The sequence below is a fragment of the Ferribacterium limneticum genome (assembly GCF_020510565.1).
Taxonomy (GTDB): Bacteria; Pseudomonadota; Gammaproteobacteria; order Burkholderiales; family Rhodocyclaceae; genus Azonexus; species Azonexus limneticus_B.
On the sequence record NZ_CP075189.1, the window covers coordinates 3,273,987 to 3,295,302 of the forward strand.

A 21,316-nucleotide genomic window follows, 5' to 3' on the forward strand; every position below is an offset into this window, starting at 1 on the left:
CCTTCCCTTCATCTAGAACGATCAGGTGTTTTTGGTCGCCATGCCGCGCCAGGCGGCAAAGTTGGCCTGGTCACGCGAGCCCTCGAAATCGAGGTTGTCGTGGCCATTGTTGAAGTGGTACCAGTCGAGCACGGCAGCCAGCGGGTCGAAACCTTCGGCGGTCGGGTCGGTGCCTTCCGGGAAGCAGTTGCCCTGATAAATCTGGTGCACCGGCAGCCAGGCCTGGGTGTACTTCTCCGGCTCGTCGTCGAAGATGTGCTTACAGCCGTCCGAACAGGTGTGGTACTTCTCGCCTTCGTACTCGGATTCGCGATAGCAGATCTTGGTCGGGTCGCCTGGCTCGGTGAACAGCATCGGGATCTGGCAGACCTGGCAGAGCATGGGCAGCGTGTTGCTGTAGAAACGGTTGCCCTTCTCGGCCTCGTCACGCCAGTGGGTGAAGCGGGCGCGGTAGTACTTGTCGAAGGTGTTCGGGTACTTGGCCGACAGCCAGTCCATTTCCTCGTCGTTCGGCATCCAGGTGTGGAAAGCGGCAGCGCCGCCGTACTGGTAGAAGGTCGCCCAGGCTTGATGGGAGATGTGTTCCTTGTCCTCGGTGCACTGGGTCAGGCATTCCGGCACCTTGATGCCGTAGCGCGCCAGGTCGGCGAATAGTGCGCCACCGTTCTGCTCGAAATAGATTTCCCAGGCTTCCTTCCAGCTCATGACGCGCTTCGGCAGCATGTAGTCCATCATCATGCCGACCAGCGACAGCACGCGGATGCCGCGCCAGGCCCATTTGTCGATCCACTTCTGGACGATGGGCAGATTGTCCGGGTCCTGCTCGAGCATGAACTTGATGCACTCGAGGCCGAGCGTCATGTGCCGCGCTTCGTCGGACTGGGCCGAGAAACCGAAGGTCACCGTCGCCATGTCGCCGTTGTAGGCGGCACCGGACATGAAGGGCACGAAGAGCAGGTTGGTCAGCACATATTCGAAGCTGAAGCCGATGGCGATCATCCACTCGAACGGCCCGGCACTGAAGGCATCGTCGAAGAAGGACTTGGGCACCGAGAGATACCAGACGCGCTCAAGCATGTGCTTGAAGTCATGGAAACCGTCGTAGTGCTTGTTGTAATTCGAGATGGCGTGGATCTGCGTCTGGGCGTGGCGGATTTCATCGACCGACTGCATCAGGCAGGCGACACGCGGACCGACGCCCGGGAAGTTGCGGCCGGCGGCAGCGAAACCACGGTGCGCGACATATTCGAGCGGTGAAATACCGGTCAGGAATAGTTTGACGGCATTGAGGTAGCGCGCATCGGTGATGCCAAGGTGACCGTTGTTCTGGGCAAAGGCGTCGAGCACGGCGTACAGCTTGCGCTCCTTCTCGGCCTGATATTTCCAGTAGGCATCCATGGTCAGGCGGAACGGGTCTTCCCACTTGTCCCAGTCGTGAATCTTGATGCCTTCGAAGGTCGCCTGCGGGAAGACCTTGTCCATCGGCTGGTAGCTGGTCTGCCAGTCGAGGCCGCGGGTCATGTGGGCGTATTTTTCCTTGAGGCCCAGCTTCTTCTTTTTAACGTTCATATCCATGTTCGTCTCCTAAATCAGTTCAGCCAGGACAACTTGAATTCGTCGTCGTCTTCGTCGAGGTGGCCAGAAATGGTGATGAGGTTGATCTGCAGTTCCTGCAGGTCGAAATCGCGGCCGATCAGCTCTTCGATGCTGGCGCGCTTGATGACCAGCTCACCTTCGGCATCGATCTTGACCATGGCCGGCGATTCGTTGGCCACGGCATGCGGGTTGTCGGCTAGCACCGCCTCGATGATCGGGCGGGTGTCTTCATTCGTTTGAAAAGCGATAAATACTTTGGACATGGGGATTCCTAGACGGCGAGGCCGGATTTGGTGCAGCGGGCGTTGAACTGGGCAGTCACTTCGGCGAGCACCGTTTCGGCCTGGTCGCCAAAGGCGCGCTGGGCGATGGGGGCCAGCGCGGCGAGCACGAGCGGGCGATACTGTTTGACCCAGTCGCTGATCAGAGCCTTGTTCTCGGCCGACTCGGCAGCCGCCACCTTGATCTGGGCATCAACCCACTTGGCAGTTTCGGTAGACCACTCGCCCATGAAGCGGGTCATCATCGAAATGACCGTGCCGCCATTGGCCGAGAAATCACCGTCGAGGTAGTCGTAAATGAGCGGATAGGTCAGGCCTTCGAGCACGAGGTTCTGGGCAACGAAAATCTCGAACCAGTCCTGAACGACGAGGACGTTTTCCACGTGCTGGCGCATCGGCTGCCACATCGCGGCTTCCATCCAGGCATCCTTGGCCATGTCGAGCGCTTCCGGGCCATCCAGGACCAGACCGATACGGGTCAGGTACTGGGCCACGGCGAGGTGATCCATGGCGTGGTAGAGGCAGGGCTGGGTAATTGCCGTGCCGTAACCGTAGGCGGAAATATAGGAATTGCCCATGTTGCCGCCCCACTCGACGTGGCGCAGCGGGACCAGAACGGCCAGGGCGGTTTGCTTGATTTCATCCGGAACGATGTCGGCCAGGCCGCGCTCTTCGATCATGTCGAAGCTCGACTCAGCGGCGTCCTGCTGACGCGAACGGGCAATCGTCCAGGCGCCGTAGTAGAACTGGCGCGGGTCTTTGAGCGCGTACCAGTCCTTCATCTGAACCTTGGTGCGGCTCTTGTCGAACAGGATCTTGTCCGGCTCCCACATCGGGCGGTAGTGGAAGATATCCGTCTGCTGGATATCGTAGGTGCCTTCTTGGTAGCGGCTGGCCGGCTTGTCGCCGAAGCGCCGCGCGATGTGATCGAAGGTGTGTCGCAACGGCTTGATGGCGACTGTACGCAGATCAATTTCCATAGATGTCTCCTCTTATATTCCCTCTATCGGGATGGTTAGCCGGCGTCGGCTATTTGCTGTTGCGACGCCGAATTCAAACGTGCCGCCCAATCGCCCTGACCGGGCGTGGCCGGATCAAGGACGATGACGGCATTGGCCAGGCAGAACTCATGGAAAGCCGCTTCCGGCAGCATGAGTTCGACACAGAGCGCCGGGTCGCCGATGGCAAACTCGAATTCGATGAAACCGTCCGGCCGCTGCTCGCAAACGCGGACGTAGCGACGCTTCGGATCGAAGGTGACGCCCGCCTGAAAACCGTTCTCTTGCCCCATGCTGCTTTCTCCTGATGACGACGCTTTCGCTACTGCGTCGAGACCATCTCTTACTCAAGGAGCGTGCCAGAGATGCAACGTACTGTTTTTATTGCAATATGCAAATTATCGAGAATTTTTTGATTTGCCGATAATTACGTTTTGATCAAATGATTTACTGTCAGTTAATCAAATGATCAATTGCAGCAAGACGCCAATGACGTCAATTCCGCGCGCGCATGTCACCCGGGCGACGCTGTTGAGGGTGTGACCCGCCTATACTTGACAAAGGTGATAGGCAACGCCCGGTGCTCCCACAAAATCTCAGAACCATGAAATAATCTCGAGAATTATTTTGGTGCACCACATTGCCGAAAGCAGTACCGGCCGACGTCGCCCAGCGGCGTCGCTGACATAAAAACGATTGCCGTCCGCAACCAGGACACGCAACGGTAGAGAGACAAGATGAGTACGATCCGTTACCCGGAATCCAACGACCTGCGAACGCTGGTCAAGTTTTGCGAAAACGACGGCACGATCTGGCTCGGCGAAAGCCGGATGATCCTCATGCACACGGCCGCCCTGGGCACGCTGCGCAGGGAACTCATGGATTCGGTCGGGCAGGCCCAGACGCGCCGCATCCTGACCCGCATGGGCTACGCCTCCGGCGTGCGCGATGCCGAGCTGGCCAAGCGGATCCGCGCCCATCAGTCGCTGCAGGACGCGTTTTTCACGGGCCCGCAGTTGCACATGCTCGAAGGCATCGTCCGGGTTACCCCGGTCAACCTCAAAATGGACATCGAAACCGGCAGTTTCGAGGGTGAATTTCTCTGGGAAAACTCCTGGGAACAGGACGTCCACATGAAGGAATTCGGCCGTTCGAGCGAGCCGGTCTGCTGGTCGCAAATCGGCTACGCCTCGGGTTACACCTCGGCCTTCGTCGGCAAATTCATCCTGTTCAAGGAAGTCGAGTGCGTCGCCTGCGGTGACAACCACTGCCGGATCGTCGGCAAGCCGCTCGAGGAATGGGAGGATGCGGAAGAACACGCCAGTTACTTCCAGTCCGACCCCATGCTCAACCACTTGATGGAGCTGCGCACCCAGGTCGAGTACCTCCGCACGACGATCACGCAAAACGTGCAAACGCCACAACTGGTCGGCATCTCGAACGGTTTCAAGCAAGCCCAGGAACTCGTTTCCAAGGCATCGCGCACCTCGGTCACCGTCCTGCTTCTTGGCGAAACCGGCGTCGGCAAGGAACGCTTTGCCCGCGCCCTGCATCAGGAAAGTTCACGCCGGCAAGGCCCCTTCGTCGCCATCAACTGTGCCGCCCTGCCCCACGACCTGATCGAATCAGAACTGTTCGGCGTCGAAAAAGGGGCATTCACGGGCGCGCAAAGCTCGCGTATGGGCAAGTTCGAACGGGCCGATGGCGGCACGCTGTTTCTCGACGAAATCGGCGAATTGCCGCTGGCCGCCCAGGCCAAACTGCTGCGTGTGCTGCAGGAAGGTGAAATCGAGCGCCTCGGCGACGACCGGACGCGCAAGGTCAATATCCGGCTGGTTGCGGCGACCAATGTCGATCTGGCCAATGCCGTCAAGGAAGGTCGTTTCCGCTCCGACCTTTACTATCGTCTGAACGTCTATCCGGTCACCATTCCGCCGCTGCGCGAGCGGGTCGCCGACATTCAGCCGCTGGTCGAAGCGATGCTCGGCCGCTTCTCGACGCTGCATGAAAAACGCCTGCTCGGCGTCACCGACAAGACGCTGCAGGCGATGAAAGGTTACCCGTGGCCGGGCAATGTCCGGGAGCTGGAAAACATGATCGAGCGCGGCGTCATCCTCGCCCCGCAAGGCGGCTGGATCGAACTGGAACACCTGTTCACGCACGTCAGCGAAGCGAAATCGTGGGAATCCGCCATTTCCGCATCGGGCTCGCTGGAACAGGGCAAAGCCAAAAAGTGCAGTTCCAGCCTGCTCGACTCGATCATTTCGAGTGGCATGTCACTCGAACAACTCGAAGAGGAACTGCTGACCGAAGCCGTCAAACGCTCCGATGGCAATCTGGCCGGCGCCGCCCGCGTTCTCGGCATTACCCGCCCCCAACTGCAATACCGACTGAAGCGCAACACGCCATGAGCGAACCACTGGTTCGCGTCGTCCGCCGCAAGGCAAAGCCGGGCTGCGAAGAGGCCTACGAAGCGCTGATCCGCGCCATGTTTGCCGATGCCAGCGGCTTTCCCGGCTATCTTGCCGCCCAGCTCATCCCGCCGGAAGACGCCGGCGGCGAATACCAGATACTCCAGCGTTTCGCCACCGAAGCCGACCTCGACCGCTGGAACGGCTCGCCCCAGCGCGCCCTCTGGCAAGAACGACTGCGCGCCGTCGCCGAAGGCGATCCGGAATACCGCCTGCTCACCGGCCTCGACGCCTGGTTCGCACCCACCGCCATTCCGGCCAGCCGCCCGCCAGCGAAATGGCGAATGACCTTTGTCAGCTGGCTGGGCATATTCCCGACCGTCTCGCTCCTGCTCTGGCTGGTCTCGCCACTCCTAGCCAGCTGGCCTTTCCTGCTCAGAACCGCCGTTTTTACCTCCCTGGTCGCGCTGGCGATGTCCTACCTGGTGATGCCACGACTATCGCGCTGGATGTCGTGGTGGCTGGTCAAAAAATAGGCGCGCTTCGACGATTTCATTTTTAGCCGTTTTTTCCGGTTGACCGTAGGAACCTAAAAACAAAAAACCCGCCAAGCTTTGCGCTGAGCGGGTTTCTGTTTTCTCTTGAATGGTGGGCGGTACTGGGATCGAACCAGTGACCCCTGCCGTGTGAAGGCAGTGCTCTACCGCTGAGCTAACCGCCCACTTGAGAGGGGCGCATTTAACCATAAGTCGCCAAGCCGGTCAAACGCGGGTCGGCTAGAATAGCACTCTTTGTTTCTGCATAGATTACGCATCCCATGAAGCCTGTCCGCACCCGTTTTGCTCCCAGCCCCACCGGTTATCTTCATATCGGTGGCGCCCGCACCGCACTGTTTTCTTGGGCCTATGCCCGACGCCATGGCGGGACTTTCATCCTGCGCATCGAGGACACCGATGTTGCCCGTTCGACGCCGGAAGCCGTCCAGGCCATTCTCGACGGTATGCAGTGGCTGGGTCTGGAGCACGATGAAGGTCCGTTCTACCAGATGCAGCGGATGGAGCGTTACAAGGAAGTGATCCAGCAGATGCTGGCCAACGGCAGCGCCTATTACTGCTACACCAGCCGCGAAGAACTCGATGCCCTGCGCGCCGAGCAGGAAGCGAAGAAAGAAAAGCCGCGCTACGACGGCCGCTGGCGCCCTGAAGCAGGCAAGACGTTGCCTGCAGCACCGGCCGACATCCCGCCAGTCGTTCGCTTCAAGAATCCGCAGGGCGGCGTCGTCGCCTGGGATGACCAGGTCAAGGGTCGCATCGAATTTGCCAACACCGAACTGGATGACCTGATCATCGCCCGCGCCGACGGCACGCCGACCTACAATTTCTGCGTCTGCGTCGACGACTGGGACATGGGCATCACCCACGTCATCCGTGGCGACGACCACGTCAACAACACGCCACGCCAGATCAACATCCTCGCCGCTTTAGGCGCCGAAGTGCCGACCTACGCCCACCTGTCGATGATCCTCGGTGACGATGGTGCCAAGCTGTCGAAGCGCCATGGCGCGGTTTCAGTCATGCAGTATGACGAAGACGGCTTCCTGCCCGAGGCCGTGATCAACTACCTCGCCCGCCTCGGCTGGTCGCACGGCGATGAAGAAGTGTTCTCGCGCCAGCAGTTCGTCGAATGGTTCGATCTCGACCACATCACCGCCTCAGCCGCCCAGTTCAACACCGAGAAGTTGTTGTGGCTGAACCAGCACTACATGAAGCTGACACCTCCGGCCGAACTCACCGCACGGATCAAGGCCATTCTGACTGCACGCGGCGTCGACACCAGCGCCGGCCCTGATCTGGAAAAAGCAGTCGTTTTATATGTCGACCGCAGCAATACGTTAAATGTGCTGGCCGATGCCGTCGAGGTGTTCTACACCAAGGCCGAAGCCAATCCGGAATTGCTCGCCCAGCACCTCTCAGCAGAAGCCCTTCCGGCCCTGGCAGATTTTGTTTCCGGCCTCGCCACCGTCGCCTGGGAAACACCGGCGATCAATGCGCTGGTCAAGGAAGTCATTGGCAAGCACGGCTTGAAAATGCCCAAGCTGGCCATGCCGCTGCGCATCATCCTGACCGGAACGGCGCAGGCGCCCTCGGTTGACGCTCTGGTCGAGATGATCGGTCGCGACCACGTTGTCGTGGCTCTGTCGAAACATCTCTGAAAAATCGCGAAAGGCCCTTTACAAGGACCAAGCAGGTCCCTATAATGCGGCCTTCTTTCGCGGCGGGGGTATAGCTCAGCTGGGAGAGCGCTTGCATGGCATGCAAGAGGTCCGCGGTTCGATCCCGCGTACCTCCACCAAAAGTGCGAAAGAAAACAGTCCGGGTCCCCATCGTCTAGAGGCCTAGGACACCGCCCTTTCACGGCGGTAACCGGGGTTCGAATCCCCGTGGGGACGCCAAGGTTTTGGTAGTAAATGGAGTGGTAGTTCAGTTGGTTAGAATACCGGCCTGTCACGCCGGGGGTCGCGGGTTCGAGTCCCGTCCACTCCGCCAACGTTTAAGAAAACCGGACCCGTCCGGTTTTTTTTCGGGTAGGAGGCAAATGCCTCGTATCCAGATAGTTCGGCTGTCTCTCGAATGTGGGGGTATAGCTCAGCTGGGAGAGCGCTTGCATGGCATGCAAGAGGTCCGCGGTTCGATCCCGCGTACCTCCACCAAGCGCCGAACTAGGCAGTACTGAAAGTCCGGGTCCCCATCGTCTAGAGGCCTAGGACACCGCCCTTTCACGGCGGTAACCGGGGTTCGAATCCCCGTGGGGACGCCAAGGTTTTAGCGCGGAGTGGTAGTTCAGTTGGTTAGAATACCGGCCTGTCACGCCGGGGGTCGCGGGTTCGAGTCCCGTCCACTCCGCCAACTACTTGAAGACCAGCCCAGGCTGGTCTTTTTAGTTCACCTGCGAAAAATGGACTTTCCTCACCGGGGTATAATCGCCGGCTTAGTCGATTCGTCAGTGCCAGGAGCCCAATTCATGCAGCATCGCAGCGTCCTGTCGCCTGTCCGCCAAATCATTGCCGCAATTCTTGGCGCAGCTTTATTGACGCTTTCCACTCCTTCGCTGGCCGACGAGGTGGACGGAACGAGCTTCCCGTCGCTGAACATGCCATCGCTGGCCGAACCGGGTCTGCTTGCCGACGACGTGCTGACCGTCCACGAAATGCACTCGACGCCACAGTTGCCGGCCACCATCGACCTTACGCTGCATTCGACCAACCTGTGGGAGCGCATCCGCAACGGATTCGCGATGACCGACCTCAACGACGACCTGGTCCTGCACTACCAGCAGTGGTACCAGAACCGTCCCGACGCACTGCGCCGCATGCTTGCGCGCAGCAGGCCCTATCTGCATCACATCGTTGAAGAGCTTGAGGCTCGCGGCATGCCAACCGAACTGGCGCTGTTGCCTATGGTCGAGAGTTCGTTCAACCCGAACGCCTACTCACCGGCGCACGCCGCCGGCCTGTGGCAGTTCATCCCGGCCACCGGCAAGCGCTTCAATCTCGAACAGAACTGGTGGCGCGACGAGCGGCGCGACGTCGTGTCATCGACCAATGCAGCACTCGATTATCTACAGGCCATCTATGAAATGCATGGCGACTGGCATCTGGCGCTGGCCTCGTACAACTGGGGCGAGGGCGCGGTCAAGCGGGCCATTGGCAAGAACGAGTCGCGCGGCCTGCCGACCGACTACCCGAATCTGACCATGCCGAACGAAACCCGGCATTACGTCCCCAAGCTGCAGGCGCTCAAGAACATTCTCGGCAACCCGGCGCTGGTCGCCCACCTTGATTTGCCGATGATCCCCAACGAACCCTATTTCGCGACGCTGGAAACGCGGCGCCCGATGGACGTCAAGACAGCTGCCCGCATGGCCAACATGACAATCGAGGAATTCCAGCGCCTCAACCCCTCACATAACCGCCCGGTCATCAAGGCTTCCACCCCCATCGTGATTCCGACCGACAAACTCGATGCGTTCCGCAGCAACCTGCAGAATGCCGAGGCACCGCTGACGCAATGGCAAGCCTACACCCTGACCGCACCGGAACGACTGGACCGCATCGCCGCCAATTTCGACACAACGCCCGGCGAACTGGCCCGGGCCAACGGTCTTTCGGAAAGGGTCCGCCTCGGAGCCGGTTCGACCCTGCTGGTACCCGGTAGCGGTAGTTCGGCCAGCCTGAACGCCATGCTGAATACCTCAGCCCCGCAGCACATCATCGAACCGGAGCCCTCGGCGCGCTGCGGCAAGACAGGCAAGGGCAAGCGCGCAGCGAAGAAGTGCGGCAAGGCCGAACCCGACGGAAACAAGCTTGGCGCCAAACAGGGCAAGGCGGGAAAATCAACGGCCAAGGCTGCAGGCAACAGCAAACCAAAAGCTGGCGCGGCCAAATCAGCCAAAGCTAGTGCCACCAAGCCAGCCAAAGGCAAACGCCGTTAACTCAGCCGACCAGATGGCAGCTGACGGTGTGCGTTCCTGAAAGCCCGGTCACGGCCGGATAACTCAGCCGGCAAACGTCCATCGCCTGCGGGCAACGCGGGTGGAAATGGCAACCACTCGGCGGATTGGCCGGTGACGGCGTTTCGCCGGGTAGCCGGATAACCTCGGTGTGACCATCCAGATGCGGCGCCGGAATGGCTGACAACAAGGCTTGCGTGTAGGGGTGCCGCGGCGAACGCAGGACCTCTTCCGCCCTGCCCTGCTCGACGATGCGGCCGAGGTACATGACGGCAACGTCGTGGGCCAGATATTCGACTACGGCGAAGTTGTGCGTGATGAACAGGTAGGCAACGCCGAGGTCAGCCTGCAGTTTTTTGAGCAGGTTGAGGATTTGCGCCTGCACCGAGACATCGAGCGCCGAGGTCGGCTCGTCGCAGATGAGCAGTTCCGGCTGCACGGCGAGAGCACGGGCGATGGCGATGCGCTGGCGCTGGCCGCCGGAGAATTCGTGTGGGTAACGGTCGATGGCCTCATCCGACAGGCCGACCTGCTGGAGCAGCGCGGCGACAGCCGTTGTTCTGGCCTGCGGGTCGGTCTCGACACCGAGCGCCCCCATCCCTTCGGCGATGATTTCGCCGACGCGCAGACGGGGATTGAGCGAAGCGAACGGGTCCTGGAAAATCATTTGCATGTGCCGGCGCGCGTCGCGGAGCTTGCGGCCCTTGAGGCCAACCAGTTCGCTGCCGCCGAGCTTGACGCTGCCGGCCGTCGGCTTGATCAGTTGCAACAACGCCTTGCCGACCGTCGTCTTGCCGCAGCCGGACTCGCCGACCAGGGCCAGCGTACGCCCGGCGGAAATGGCCAGCGAAACGCCGTCGACGGCACGGACATGGCCGACGGTGCGCTGCAGGAAGCCCTTGCGGATCGGGAAATGGACCTTGAGGCCGGAAACCTGCAGGAAGGGCTTGCCGGGATCGATGCCGGGATCGATGCCGAGTTCGGTGATGGCATGGCGGGTTCCATCGTCCACAGCCGCCTCGCCTTGCCAGTGACAGCGGACGGTGTGGCCGTCAGCAACCTCGCGCCACGGTGGCGAAACGTCGCGACACACCGGCATGACGTGGGCGCAGCGGTCGGCGAAACGGCAGCCGGCGGGCATGGCGGCGAGCGATGGCACCTGGCCAGGGATGGTGGTCAGCCGGAGGCCGCGCCGCGAAATGTCCGGCAATGCCTCGAACAAGGCTTGCGTGTACGGGTGGCGCGGCTTGGTGAAGAAATCCTGGCGGCTGGCTACTTCGACCAGTTCGCCGGCGTACATGACGCCGATGCGGTGGGCCATGCGGGCGACGACGCCGAGATCATGGGTGATAAGCAGCATGCCCATGCCACGGTCAACCTGAATTTTGGCCAATAAATCGAGAATCTGGGCCTGGACGGTGACGTCGAGGGCGGTCGTCGGTTCGTCGGCGATGAGCAGCTCAGGTTCGCCGGCCAGGGCGATGGCGATCATGACGCGCTGCTTCATGCCGCCGGAAAGCTGGAAGGGGTATTCGGTCAGCCGGCGTTCGGGGTCGGCGATGCCGACCTGACGCAGCAGATCAACCATGCGTTCGGTCGCCGCATTGCCGCGCAGGTCGAGATGGCGTTCGAGCACTTCGCCGATCTGGCGGCCGACGGTGAGCACCGGGTTGAGGCTGGTCGCCGGTTCCTGGAAGATCATCGCCATGCGGCCGCCGCGGTAGGCGCGCATGTCGGCTTCGGAGAGGCTGAGCAGTGGCTCGCCTTCGAGGGCAACGCGGCCTTCGAGAATGCGGCCGGCAGCGGGCAGCAGGCGCATGATGCCCTGCGCCGTGGCCGACTTGCCGCAGCCCGATTCGCCGAGCAGGGCGAAGGTTTCGCCTTTGGAAATCGCGAAGGAAATGCCGTCGACCGCAGCCAGCGTTTTCTTGCCAGCAGTGAAGCCGAGGCGGAGGTTGTCGACCTTCAACATTTACGCAGCCCTCGGGTCGAATGCATCGCGCACGGCGTCGGCGAACAGGTTGGCCGCCAGCACGAGGATGAACATGGCCGCGAAGGCGGCGACCAGTGACCACCAGACGACCGGCTCGCGGCCGAGTTCCATGCGGGCGTTGTTGATCATCGTGCCGAAGCTGGTCATCGTCGGATCGACGCCGATGCCGACGTAGGACAGCACGGCTTCGGCCAGCACGAGGCCGGAGAAATCCATGACCAGCGCGATGATGACGATGTGCATGAGGTTGGGCAGGATGTGGCGGACGATGATGCGCCAGCTCGACACGCCGAAGGCCTGCGCCGCCTGGATGTATTCAAGTTCGCGCAGCTTGAGCGTCTCGCCGCGGAGCAGCCGGCACAGCCCCGTCCAGCTCGTGATGCCGAGGATGAAGCAGAGGGCGAGCAAGCGCAGGTCGGCGCGTTCGGCGGCGGTCGAGAACCATTGCGGATGGGTGTCGATGACGACCTGCATCATGAGCACGGCGGCGGCGATGAGCAGCACGCCGGGAATCGAGTTGAGCACGGTGTAGATGTACTGGATCAGGTCATCGACCCAGCCACGGAAATAGCCGGCAACGATGCCGAGCAGCACTGCCATGGGGAGCATGACGAGCGTCGTGACGAGGCCGATGATCAGCCCGGTGCGGACGCTTTTGAGGATTTGATAGAGCACGTCCTGGCCGACCTTGTCGGTGCCGAAGACGTGGTAGTAACCGGACAGCCAGAACAGTGGGACGGCAAAAACCAGGATGAGCAGCAGCGTGAGCAGCACGGCATCCCAGGCGAAAGCGGCTTCACGCAATTTCAATTTTGGGCTTTTTTTCCGGTTGACCGTGGCAACGGCGCCAAACACCCCCAGCCACCCCACAAAACCCAGCAGGCCAGCCTTGAAGGCCGTGAAAGCAGCATCCTCGGCCACCTCGTCCTCGCGCTCGCCGAGATGCTTGCCGCCGTGCTTGAGGCGCGGGTAGTCGCGCACCGTACCCTGCCCCGGCACGTCGATGGTTTCCTTGGCGTAGAGCCGGGTGGCGAACGGGGCCGAGTAGGTTTTCTCGTTGCGCGAACGCAGCGGTGCGGCCAGCGCATCGAGGACCGACAACACCTCGATTGCGTAAACCGCTTTCTGCCCCGGCTTGCTTTCGAGCTGCGCCCGGTAATGCAGCGAATCGAGCAGGCCGATCAGGATGAAGGCGAGCAGCACCGTCGCCGATGCCATGCCGACCCGATTGGCCCCGACCCGACGCCAGGCGGCGAGCAGGGGCGGATTCTTGGCGATCAACACACCGACACCGACGCCGGCCGCGACGAGCAACCAGATCAGGATATCCGACCACAGCACGACGACCTGGAAGCCCATCATTCGAAGCGTATCCGCGGGTCGACCAGCGTGTAGGAAATGTCGGTCAGGATCAGGCCGACGATGTAGAGCACCGAGCCGATGAAGACCATGGAACGGACAACCGAGAAGTCCTGCGCGTTGATCGCATCAATCGTGTAACTGCCCAGGCCGGGGATGCCAAAGAAGGATTCAGTCAGCAGCGAGCCCATGAAAAGCAGCGGAATGACGACAACGACGCCGGTCAGGATAGGGATCAGCGCATTGCGCAAAATGTGGCGGAAAAAGACCAGCGTTTCCGGCAGGCCCTTGGCGCGGGCGGTGCGCACGTAATCCTTGCTGACCTCTTCGAGAAAGATCGTCCGGTACCAGCGTGTCGAGGAACCGATGCCCGACACGACGCCGATCAGCACCGGCAAGATCAGAAACCGCCACGCCTCCAGCCCGTCGCCAAAGCCGGAAATCGGCACCAGCCGCCACACCTTGCTGATCAGGTATTGCCCGCCGATGATGTAGAACAGCCCGGAAATCGACATCGCCGCCACGCACAAAACAACACCCCAGAAATCGAAGGCCGTGGCGCGGAAGAAGGCCAGCGTCAGCGCAAAGGTGATAGTCACGAACAGGCCGAGAATGAAGGTCGGCAAAGCAATGGCCAGCGACGGCAGCATCCGGTTACCGATTTCGCGGGCGATGTCGCGGCCATCCTCGGCCCGGCCGAAATCGCCAACAAACATGCGGGCCGATTTCTCGAAGAAGATCGTGTTGGTCACGCTGGCCAAACCGCCAGCTTCGGCGTTGATCAGCAGCGGCTTGTCGTAACCGCGCTCGACCTTCCATTTCTGGATCGCCTCGGGCGTCACGCGCTTGACGCCAAGCTGCATGCGCGCCATGTCGTCCGGCGTATTGACGACGAAAAACAGCGCGAAAGTAACGAGGTTCACCCCGATCAGGATGGGCAGCGCGTAAAGCAGGCGGCGGACGATGTAGGCAAGCATTGGCCCGATTATGCCAAGAGCCGGCGAGAAGTGCTAAGACAAAGCAGGGCCGGGCAAATCGCCCGACGTGGCCGGCTACCGGGCGTCATCCTCATCGTCAGCGCCCTGCAGACGCCGATCGAGCCGCTCGTCAGGATTGGCGAAGTAGCAATCCAGCGCTTCCTTGAGGTTTTCGACGGCCTCAGCCTTGGTCAGGCCATCGGTCACGATGTCCAGTTCGATGCAGCGGGCGACGAAAACGCCGTCCTCAAGATCGACAGTAAAATTCAGTTTTTCAGCCATGGGTCAGATTCTGAAATGGTTTCCGGATGCAGGCGCCTATTGATACGGCATGCGTTTTACATTTATTAATGCTTCAAACCGCCGCACAAAGGTAAAGTGCGCACCTCCGAATTCAAGCAGGCACCTTTCCAAAAGTTGGGCACAACAAAAAAGCGCCCCGAAAGGCGCTTGATTTTAGGTGCTGGCGGAGAGGGTGGGATTCGAACCCACGGTACCTTGCAGTACGCCTGATTTCGAGTCAGGTACATTCGACCACTCTGCCACCTCTCCGCAGCGGCCGGCATAATAGCACAACAGATGCACTGGATAAAACGACTATTACTGATTGCAGTTTCGCTTTTCGCCGCCAGTTGCGGCGACGTCGGGTCATTGCCTTTTCCGACCCCGGCGCAGCACGAATTGGTCGTCCTGATCCGTCCCGGCCTGCTGACCTACGGGACCGACGACAACGGTAATCCGAGCGGGCTCGAATACGATCTGACCCAGGCCTTTGCCCAGGAACTTGGCGTCGAGGTGAAATACGTCGTCGTCCAGCCCGAGGAACTGGAAGCCCACCTCGTCGGCAGCCGTTATCACCTTGCCGCTGCCTGGCTTTCGCCGAGCACCGACGAGACCATGCAGTCGACGCCGGCCATCACCCTGACGCGGGACGTGCTGGCGCAGAACGAGGCTTCGCTCCCGCTCTCGGAACTCGCCCAGCTTTCCGGCAAAACCGTCCACGCCATGGCCGGCTCGCGGCAGGCGGAAACCCTGACCAGGCTGGCTAGCGAGATCCCGGGGCTTACGGTTGTCACGGTCGGCCAAGGCACCAGCCTTGATCTGCTGGAAAAGCTCGGCGAGCGAAAAATCGAGTTCGTCGCCATCGACGAAAGCTTCGAGGAAATTGCCAACCAGTACGTGCCGAATATGCGCACAACGCTGATGTTGAGCGACACGCAGCCAGTCGTCTGGCAACTGGGTCGGCACCCCAACCCGGAACTGCGCGTCAAGCTCAACGCATTTATCGAGCGCGTCCAGCACGACGGCACGCTGGCCCGGCTGGAGGATCGCTATCTTGGCCATGTCCGGCGCCTGACCCAGGCCGATGTGATCAAGTTCCTCGGCGAAGTCGAGACCACGCTGCCCAAGTTCCGCAAGTCCTTTCAGGCTGCCCAGGCATTGACCGGTATCGACTGGCGACTGCTCGCCGCCGTCGCCTACCACGAGTCGAACTGGGACCCGAACGCGACCAGCTACACCAATGTGCGCGGCATCATGATGCTGACCGAAGAAACGGCCGATCACCTGCAAGTCAGCAACCGTCTTGATCCGAGCGAAAGCATCCTGGCCGGGGCGCGTTACATCAACATGCTCAAGGAAGCGCTCCCGGATGAAGTCAACGAGCCGGATCGCACCTGGCTGGCGCTCGCCGCCTACAACATCGGCCCCGGACACTTCAACGGTGCCCGGGCGCTGGCCAAACACCTGAAAGCCGACCCGGACTCGTGGTACGACATGAAGCGCGTCCTGCCCAAACTGGCCCAGCCAAAATATGCCAGCATGGTCAAGACGGGCCGGGCGCGCGGTGGCGAAGCGGTCATTCTGGTCGAGAACATCCGCAGCTATTACGACATCCTGTTGCGCAACGCTGCGCCCTTCGCCCCGACGCCCTCAGCCGCCGCCAGCCTGACCCGGCTGGTGCTTGAAATCGAAGAACGGCGCAAGGCCTACGTCAAACGGATTGCCGCCGCCAAGACGATCTCGGCGACGGAACAGGACGAGACGGGGGAGACTACGCTGCGCCTGCCGACCATTGGGCAGGAAGTCAAGGACTGACCCCCTCCCCTTCTCCGGGGAGGGAGGCTGATCCCCGTCAGCTTAGCTGGCTGAGAGAACTTCCAGCCCGCCCATGTACGGACGCAGGACGACCGGAACGGTGACACTGCCATCGGCCTGCTGGTAATTCTCGAGGATGGCGACCAGCGTGCGGCCGACGGCCAGACCTGAACCGTTCAGCGTGTGGCACAGTTCGGGCTTGTTCTTGTCGTTGCGGAAGCGAGCCTGCATACGGCGGGCCTGGAAGGCGCCGAAGTTGGAGCAGGAGGAAATTTCGCGGTAGGTATTCTGCGCCGGCAACCAGACTTCGAGGTCGTAGGTCTTGGCGGCGGAGAACCCCATGTCGCCGGAACAGAGCGCCATGCGGCGATACGGCAGCTCCAGTTTTTCGAGGATGACTTCGGCCTGACGCGTCAGTTCTTCGTGCGCCTCGGCTGATTTTTCTGGATGCACGACCTGAACCAACTCGACCTTGTCGAACTGGTGCTGGCGAATCATGCCGCGCACGTCGCGCCCGCCGGAACCGGCTTCGGAACGGAAGCACGGCGTGTGGCAGACGAACTTGAGCGGCAGCGCCTCGGCGGCGAGGATTTCGTCGCGCACGATGTTGGTCACCGGCACTTCGGCGGTCGGGATCAGGTAGAGCGGGTCCTGGTCGCCGCGCAGCACCTTGAACAGATCTTCCTCGAACTTCGGCAACTGGCCGGTGCCGTAGAGGCTGGCGGCATTGACGAGGTAGGGCGCGTAGAGCTCGGTGTAGCCGTGGTCGGCCGTGTGCGTGTCGAGCATGAACTGGGCAAGTGCGCGATGCAGGCGGGCCAGGCCGCCCTTGAGCAGCGAGAAACGCGAGCCGGCGATCTTGGCGGCTGTGGTGAAATCGAGCTGGCCGAGCTGTTCGCCGACATCGGTGTGGTCCTTGACCGGAAAATCGAACGTGCGCGGCGTGCCCCAGCGCTTGATTTCGACGTTGCCGGTTTCATCGGAACCAACCGGCACGGACTCGTCGGGAATGTTCGGCAGCGCGGCGAGAATGGCGTTGAACTGTTCGAGCAACTCGCCGAGGCGGGCTTCGGAAGCCTTCAACTCGTCGCCCAGCGCGCCAACCTCGGCCATCACCGCGGAGGCATCCTCGCCCTTGCCCTTCAACATGCCGATCTGCTTGGACAGCGAATTGCGCTGGGCCTGCAGCTCCTGCGTGCGGCTCTGCAGCGTCTTGCGCTCGGCTTCAAGCGTCTTGAATTCGGTGAAATCGATGGGCTTGCCGCGCTTGGCCAGGCCTTCGGCCACGGCATCAAGGTTGGAGCGGAGTTGTTGGATATCGAGCATGTTTATTCCTGAATCGCGGCGGCGGACCGGCTTTGCTACGGTCAACCGGAAAAATCGGCCAAAAATGAAATTATACGCGAGGGATAGGGCAAGCCGGGCCGGGCCTGCCTTCGCATTTGATCCCCCGTCCAGCCAAATTTCGGTACCATCGACTCCATAAGAAAACATATCCGACCTTGCCCGCGCATTTTCGGAGAGCGCAATGGAAAACCCCGTTGCACGGCATTTGCCCAGCAGAGCCGCCTTGTTCTTTTGCCGTATTGCCGCTGCCTGCCTGATCGCCAGCGCCGGCCTCTTCCCGGCTGCCCACGCCGGCGACCTCAGCAAGGCCGATATCGAACGCCGTTTCGAGCCGCCACTGCATGTCCAGGAAAAACTCACCCAGATTCCCGCCTGGCCGCTGACCAGCGAACTGGAGCCGGAGGCCGGCCCGGTCGGCTATGTGTTCGAATCGATCGACCTCGCGCCGGTCCCCGGTTTCGAGGGCACGCCGATGAATTTCCTGGTCTCCATCGACCGCAAAGGCAATTTCATGAATGTCGAGCTGCTGCGCCAGCACGAGCCGGTCTTTCTCGGCGGCCTCGGCGAAGCGCCCCTGCGCGAGTTCGTCACCCAGTACGCCGGTCGCAACATCAAGCAACAGTTCCTGATCGCCCTGAACGCGGCGCGCAATCGCACCGGCCCGGCCGACACGCGCAGCGGTCAGACAACACTGGACGGCGTTTCGAAAGCCACCGCCTCGGTACGCATCGTCAACCAGAGCGTGCTCGGCGCCGCCCTTGAAGTCGCCCGCGCCAAACTGGGTTTTGCCGACCGCAGCAAGCACGGCCCGGCGGCGCAGGTGCGCACCGACGTTGACGCCCCGGAGTCCTTTGCCGACATGCTCAGGAACGGCATGGTCGGCCGCCTGCGCCTGAGCAATGCCGAGGTCGAAAAGCTGTTCGCCGGGACCGATGGCGCCGAGGTCGACGAAGAAGGTCTGGCCCAGCCGACGGCCGTGTTCACCGACATCTACATCGCCTACCTCAACACCCCGAGCATCGGCCGCGCCATTCTCGGCGACGCCCAGTACAAGGAGGCCATGGAACGCAATTTCGAGAACCGGCACCTGTGGTGGATCGCCTCGGCCGGACGCTACCCCATCGTCGACGACAACTTCGTCCCGGGCGGCCAGTCTTCGCGCCTGAGCATGGCGCAGGACGGCCTGTTTCTCGAACTGCGCGACCAGGGTTTCGAGCCCAAGGACATCGCCGGGCCGCCCGAACTCAACACCTCGCGCCTCTTCGGCATCTATGCCGAAGCCGGCCTCGACCCCGGCCGCCCGCTTGACCTGACGCTGACCATCACGCGCGCCAAGGGCATGATCCTGCCCACCCTCACGCACAAGACGGTGACGCTCAAATACGCGCCGCCCAGCCGCCTGTTCAGCTACCCGCCCGAACCGCTGCCGGAATGGGTGCTGGCCTGGCAACAGCGCTGGCTCGACCTGAGCATCCTGGGTGCTGCGCTGATCCTGCTCAGCATCGCCCTCGCCCGCCCGCGCTGGATTTCCGTCGACGCCCGCCGCCTGAAGATTTTCCGCCTCGGTTTTCTCGCCTTCACGCTGCTCTACGTCGGCTGGACCATTCAGGGCCAGCTATCCATCGTCCAAGTCACCGGCGCCCTCAAATCCCTGAAATCCGGCCAGGGCCTGTCGAGTTTCCTCTACGACCCGATTTCGCTGCTGCTCATCGCTTTCACGCTAGTCAGCTTTGTGATTTGGGGCCGCGGCACCTTCTGCGGCTGGCTTTGCCCGTTCGGTGCGCTGCAGGAGTTTGTAGGCATGCTCGGCCGCAAGTTGCGGCTGCCACGTCTGCACATTCCCCTGGCCGTCGCCAAAAAGCTCGAATGGGGCCGCTATGTCGCCCTCGCCGTGCTGGTCGGGGCCGCGCTGTTCGTGCCGCGTCAGGGCGAAAGCCTCAACGAACTCGAACCGTTCAAGACGGCGATCACCGTCGGTTTCGACCGCAGCTGGCCGTTCGTCGCCTACGCCGTCGCGCTGCTCGTCGCCGGCGCCTTCTATTACAAATTTTTCTGCCGCTTCATCTGCCCGCTCGGCGCAGTCATGTCGCTCGGCGGGCGGCTGCGCCGTTTCGACTGGCTGACGCGCCGCGTCGAGTGCGGCAAGCCCTGCCAGAGCTGCAAGGCCAAATGCGCCTACGACGCCATTGAACCGACCGGCGAAATCCGCTACGACGCCTGCTTCCAGTGCCTCGACTGCGTCGGCATCTACCACGATGCCAAGCGCTGCCCGGTGCTGCTCTACGAAAAGAAAGGTTTGGTTCTCACGCCGAAGGGCGTGATGGCCGCCGGATCAGACGGCTGAGCAGGGACCAGAAGCGCGTCAGCAACCAGCCGGCGAGCACCAGAAAAACGACAAGCAGGCCAAGGAATAGCAGCGGTGACGCGAGCATGGCCCACAGCCCGCCGAGCACCATGCCCTCCTCGCCGAACGAGGCGATCCAGTTCGAGAACGGCTCGGGCGAAGTGTTGATGGCCAGCCGGCTGCCGGCCTTGGCGAAATGGGTGCCGGCCGTGATCGTGCCGCCGATCAACCCGGCCGCCACCGCCCACGCCGGATCGACCTCGCCCATGGCAAACGCCGCGAGCAAGGCGCCAGCGGGGATGCGGATGAAAGTCTGGAAGCTGTCCCACAGCGAATCGAAGGCGGGAATCTTGTCGGCGATCAGTTCGGCAAAAGCCATGATGCCCGCCACGCCGATGACCAGCGGGTTTTGCAGCACTGAAAGCGTTTCCGGCAGATGCAGGTAGCCGAAATTGCTCAACAGGCCGGCCAAAAAAACCACCAGATACAAACGCAAACCGCTCGCCCAGGCCAGGCCGGCGGACAGGGCGATGGTCTGGATCAGGTCCATGCCCGATTCAGCGAGTCAAATGACAAAGCGCCAGAAACTTATGCTGCCTTGGGCAACGGTAACTGGAAATGTCCTTCGACGATCCCGCGCACGGTCAAGTCTTCGTCAATGGACTCCCAGCGCAGGGCCGTGCCATCCAGACGCAAGCTGACCTCGGCCAACTGCGCTTCGCTGGCATCGCGCAACAAACGGAAACGCGCAGCCGGAAAGCCAATCTGGCGGCCGTCGCTCAGTTCAACGAAGACCATCTTGCCGCTCACCCAGGCACGAATGGCGTGGTATTCGCGCTCAACGTCCAAAGAATTCATGCCATTTCTCCAGAAAAAACGTTTCGTACTCAAAAACTGTCGTTTCAATTCTACGCAACTCAACCCCATCTACGCGATGACTGCGTGCCAGTCGGGTGCAATCAATCGTGCCGGTCGGTGCAACGCCCCCTCCCCTTCAAGGGGAGGGATGGGGTGGGGATGGTGTAATCAGCGAACCAGCCTCCCCAAACTCTCTGTGCAACGCCGTCCAAATGGCCTCAACCACGACCTCAGTCTCCTGTAACACCTGGTTGTTCCAGAACCGCACGACACGAAAACCGGCCTCATGCAGTCGTCGATCACGCACCTGATCTTGCTCGCAATCTTGATGTTGGCCTCCGTCCACTTCCACAATCAGCCGCTTTTCCAGGCACACAAAGTCGAGTACATAATCCAGAAATGGATGCTGACGGCGGAATTTGAAGCCTGCGATCTTTCGACCGCGCAGATGTCTCCATAAGCAATTTTCAGCGTCGGTCATGTGGGTACGCAGTTCTTTCTGGAGCGAATTGTCGATGATCCAACGGTTCGTCTGGCCTTTCACGC

At 61.4% G+C, this 21,316-nt stretch carries 18 protein-coding genes and 8 tRNA genes; 12 read left to right on the forward strand and 14 right to left on the reverse strand.

Annotated features, from left to right (window positions below; translation table 11 throughout):
- Window positions 1-21 precede the first annotated feature (21 nt).
- Genes KI610_RS15590 through KI610_RS15605 form a run of 4 tightly spaced genes read right to left on the reverse strand, consistent with a single transcriptional unit; the run spans window position 22 to window position 3,168 of the window.
- Complete coding sequence (locus KI610_RS15590; RefSeq protein WP_226495879.1) at window positions 22-1,575, reverse strand: aromatic/alkene/methane monooxygenase hydroxylase/oxygenase subunit alpha; 1,554 nt, start codon at window positions 1,573-1,575, stop codon at window positions 22-24.
- Between the two features lie 14 nt (window positions 1,576-1,589).
- Window positions 1,590-1,859, reverse strand: coding sequence for an MmoB/DmpM family protein (locus KI610_RS15595; protein ID WP_226495880.1), 270 nt, complete (start codon window positions 1,857-1,859; stop codon window positions 1,590-1,592).
- An 8-nt stretch (window positions 1,860-1,867) separates the two neighbouring features.
- Window positions 1,868-2,857, reverse strand: coding sequence for an aromatic/alkene monooxygenase hydroxylase subunit beta (locus KI610_RS15600; RefSeq protein WP_226495881.1), 990 nt, complete (start codon window positions 2,855-2,857; stop codon window positions 1,868-1,870).
- A 35-nt stretch (window positions 2,858-2,892) separates the two neighbouring features.
- The gene (locus tag KI610_RS15605; RefSeq protein WP_226495882.1) at window positions 2,893-3,168 is read right to left on the reverse strand and encodes a phenol hydroxylase subunit; all 276 of its coding nucleotides are present in this window, start codon (window positions 3,166-3,168) and stop codon (window positions 2,893-2,895) included.
- A 444-nt stretch (window positions 3,169-3,612) separates the two neighbouring features.
- On the opposite strand from KI610_RS15605, the gene KI610_RS15610 reads away from it, so the two are divergent.
- The gene (locus KI610_RS15610; RefSeq protein WP_226495883.1) at window positions 3,613-5,286 is read left to right on the forward strand and encodes a sigma-54-dependent Fis family transcriptional regulator; all 1,674 of its coding nucleotides are present in this window, start codon (window positions 3,613-3,615) and stop codon (window positions 5,284-5,286) included.
- On the forward strand, window positions 5,283-5,822 hold the full coding sequence (locus KI610_RS15615; protein WP_226495884.1) for an antibiotic biosynthesis monooxygenase: 540 nt from the start codon (window positions 5,283-5,285) through the stop codon (window positions 5,820-5,822). The genes KI610_RS15610 and KI610_RS15615 overlap by 4 nt, the downstream gene beginning before the upstream one ends.
- Window positions 5,823-5,932: 110 nt before the next feature.
- Here KI610_RS15615 and KI610_RS15620 read toward each other — a convergent pair.
- Window positions 5,933-6,007: transfer RNA gene (locus tag KI610_RS15620), tRNA-Val, on the reverse strand.
- A 96-nt stretch (window positions 6,008-6,103) separates the two neighbouring features.
- On the opposite strand from KI610_RS15620, the gene gltX reads away from it, so the two are divergent.
- The 8 genes from gltX to KI610_RS15660 all read left to right on the forward strand — a co-directional run bounded on the left by gltX (window position 6,104) and on the right by KI610_RS15660 (window position 9,777).
- Window positions 6,104-7,498, forward strand: a complete 1,395-nt coding sequence (gene gltX / locus KI610_RS15625) for a glutamate--tRNA ligase (protein WP_226495885.1) — start codon at window positions 6,104-6,106, stop codon at window positions 7,496-7,498.
- A gap of 64 nt (window positions 7,499-7,562) precedes the next feature.
- Window positions 7,563-7,638, forward strand: a tRNA-Ala gene (locus KI610_RS15630).
- A 24-nt stretch (window positions 7,639-7,662) separates the two neighbouring features.
- A tRNA-Glu gene (locus tag KI610_RS15635) sits at window positions 7,663-7,738 on the forward strand.
- Window positions 7,739-7,755: 17 nt separating this feature from the next.
- A tRNA-Asp gene (locus KI610_RS15640) sits at window positions 7,756-7,832 on the forward strand.
- A gap of 88 nt (window positions 7,833-7,920) precedes the next feature.
- Window positions 7,921-7,996, forward strand: a tRNA-Ala gene (locus tag KI610_RS15645).
- A 31-nt stretch (window positions 7,997-8,027) separates the two neighbouring features.
- Window positions 8,028-8,103, forward strand: a tRNA-Glu gene (locus KI610_RS15650).
- A gap of 12 nt (window positions 8,104-8,115) precedes the next feature.
- Window positions 8,116-8,192 (forward strand) — tRNA-Asp (locus KI610_RS15655).
- A gap of 115 nt (window positions 8,193-8,307) precedes the next feature.
- Window positions 8,308-9,777 (forward strand): transglycosylase SLT domain-containing protein, encoded by a 1,470-nt coding sequence (locus tag KI610_RS15660; RefSeq protein WP_226495886.1) that lies wholly within the window; start codon window positions 8,308-8,310, stop codon window positions 9,775-9,777.
- A gap of 1 nt (window position 9,778) precedes the next feature.
- Here the strand turns inward: KI610_RS15660 and KI610_RS15665 are convergent, their stop codons facing one another.
- The 5 genes from KI610_RS15665 to KI610_RS15685 all read right to left on the reverse strand — a co-directional run bounded on the left by KI610_RS15665 (window position 9,779) and on the right by KI610_RS15685 (window position 14,676).
- A complete protein-coding gene (locus KI610_RS15665; RefSeq protein WP_226495887.1) occupies window positions 9,779-11,767 on the reverse strand; it encodes an ABC transporter ATP-binding protein in 1,989 nt (662 codons plus the stop codon).
- Complete coding sequence (locus KI610_RS15670; protein WP_226498561.1) at window positions 11,768-13,147, reverse strand: ABC transporter permease; 1,380 nt, start codon at window positions 13,145-13,147, stop codon at window positions 11,768-11,770.
- Window positions 13,147-14,124: an ABC transporter permease gene (locus tag KI610_RS15675; RefSeq protein WP_226495888.1), complete on the reverse strand. Its 978-nt coding sequence runs from the start codon at window positions 14,122-14,124 to the stop codon at window positions 13,147-13,149. Before KI610_RS15675 ends, KI610_RS15670 begins: the two co-directional genes overlap by 1 nt.
- A 75-nt stretch (window positions 14,125-14,199) precedes the next feature.
- Window positions 14,200-14,406, reverse strand: a complete 207-nt coding sequence (locus tag KI610_RS15680) for a type II toxin-antitoxin system HicB family antitoxin (protein ID WP_226495889.1) — start codon at window positions 14,404-14,406, stop codon at window positions 14,200-14,202.
- Window positions 14,407-14,588: 182 nt separating this feature from the next.
- Window positions 14,589-14,676: transfer RNA gene (locus KI610_RS15685), tRNA-Ser, on the reverse strand.
- A 99-nt stretch (window positions 14,677-14,775) separates the two neighbouring features.
- Here KI610_RS15685 and mltF point away from each other — a divergent pair.
- Window positions 14,776-16,221, forward strand: a complete 1,446-nt coding sequence (mltF, locus tag KI610_RS15690) for a membrane-bound lytic murein transglycosylase MltF (RefSeq protein ID WP_226495890.1) — start codon at window positions 14,776-14,778, stop codon at window positions 16,219-16,221.
- 42 nt (window positions 16,222-16,263) lie between these two features.
- Here the strand turns inward: mltF and serS are convergent, their stop codons facing one another.
- Window positions 16,264-17,547, reverse strand: a complete 1,284-nt coding sequence (serS, locus tag KI610_RS15695; RefSeq protein WP_226495891.1) for a serine--tRNA ligase — start codon at window positions 17,545-17,547, stop codon at window positions 16,264-16,266.
- 202 nt (window positions 17,548-17,749) lie between these two features.
- Here serS and KI610_RS15700 point away from each other — a divergent pair, with 202 nt between their 5' ends.
- A complete protein-coding gene (locus KI610_RS15700) occupies window positions 17,750-19,912 on the forward strand; it encodes a 4Fe-4S binding protein (protein ID WP_226495892.1) in 2,163 nt (720 codons plus the stop codon).
- Here KI610_RS15700 and KI610_RS15705 read toward each other — a convergent pair.
- The 3 genes from KI610_RS15705 to KI610_RS15715 form a co-directional block, all read right to left on the reverse strand.
- Window positions 19,872-20,462, reverse strand: coding sequence for a DUF4126 domain-containing protein (locus tag KI610_RS15705; protein ID WP_226495893.1), 591 nt, complete (start codon window positions 20,460-20,462; stop codon window positions 19,872-19,874). The two genes, KI610_RS15700 and KI610_RS15705, sit on opposite strands and share 41 nt — an antisense overlap.
- A 38-nt stretch (window positions 20,463-20,500) precedes the next feature.
- On the reverse strand, window positions 20,501-20,770 hold the full coding sequence (locus KI610_RS15710) for a DUF2442 domain-containing protein (protein ID WP_226495894.1): 270 nt from the start codon (window positions 20,768-20,770) through the stop codon (window positions 20,501-20,503).
- Between the two features lie 136 nt (window positions 20,771-20,906).
- On the reverse strand, window positions 20,907-21,314 hold the full coding sequence (locus tag KI610_RS15715; protein WP_226495895.1) for an endonuclease domain-containing protein: 408 nt from the start codon (window positions 21,312-21,314) through the stop codon (window positions 20,907-20,909).
- Window positions 21,315-21,316 lie beyond the last annotated feature (2 nt).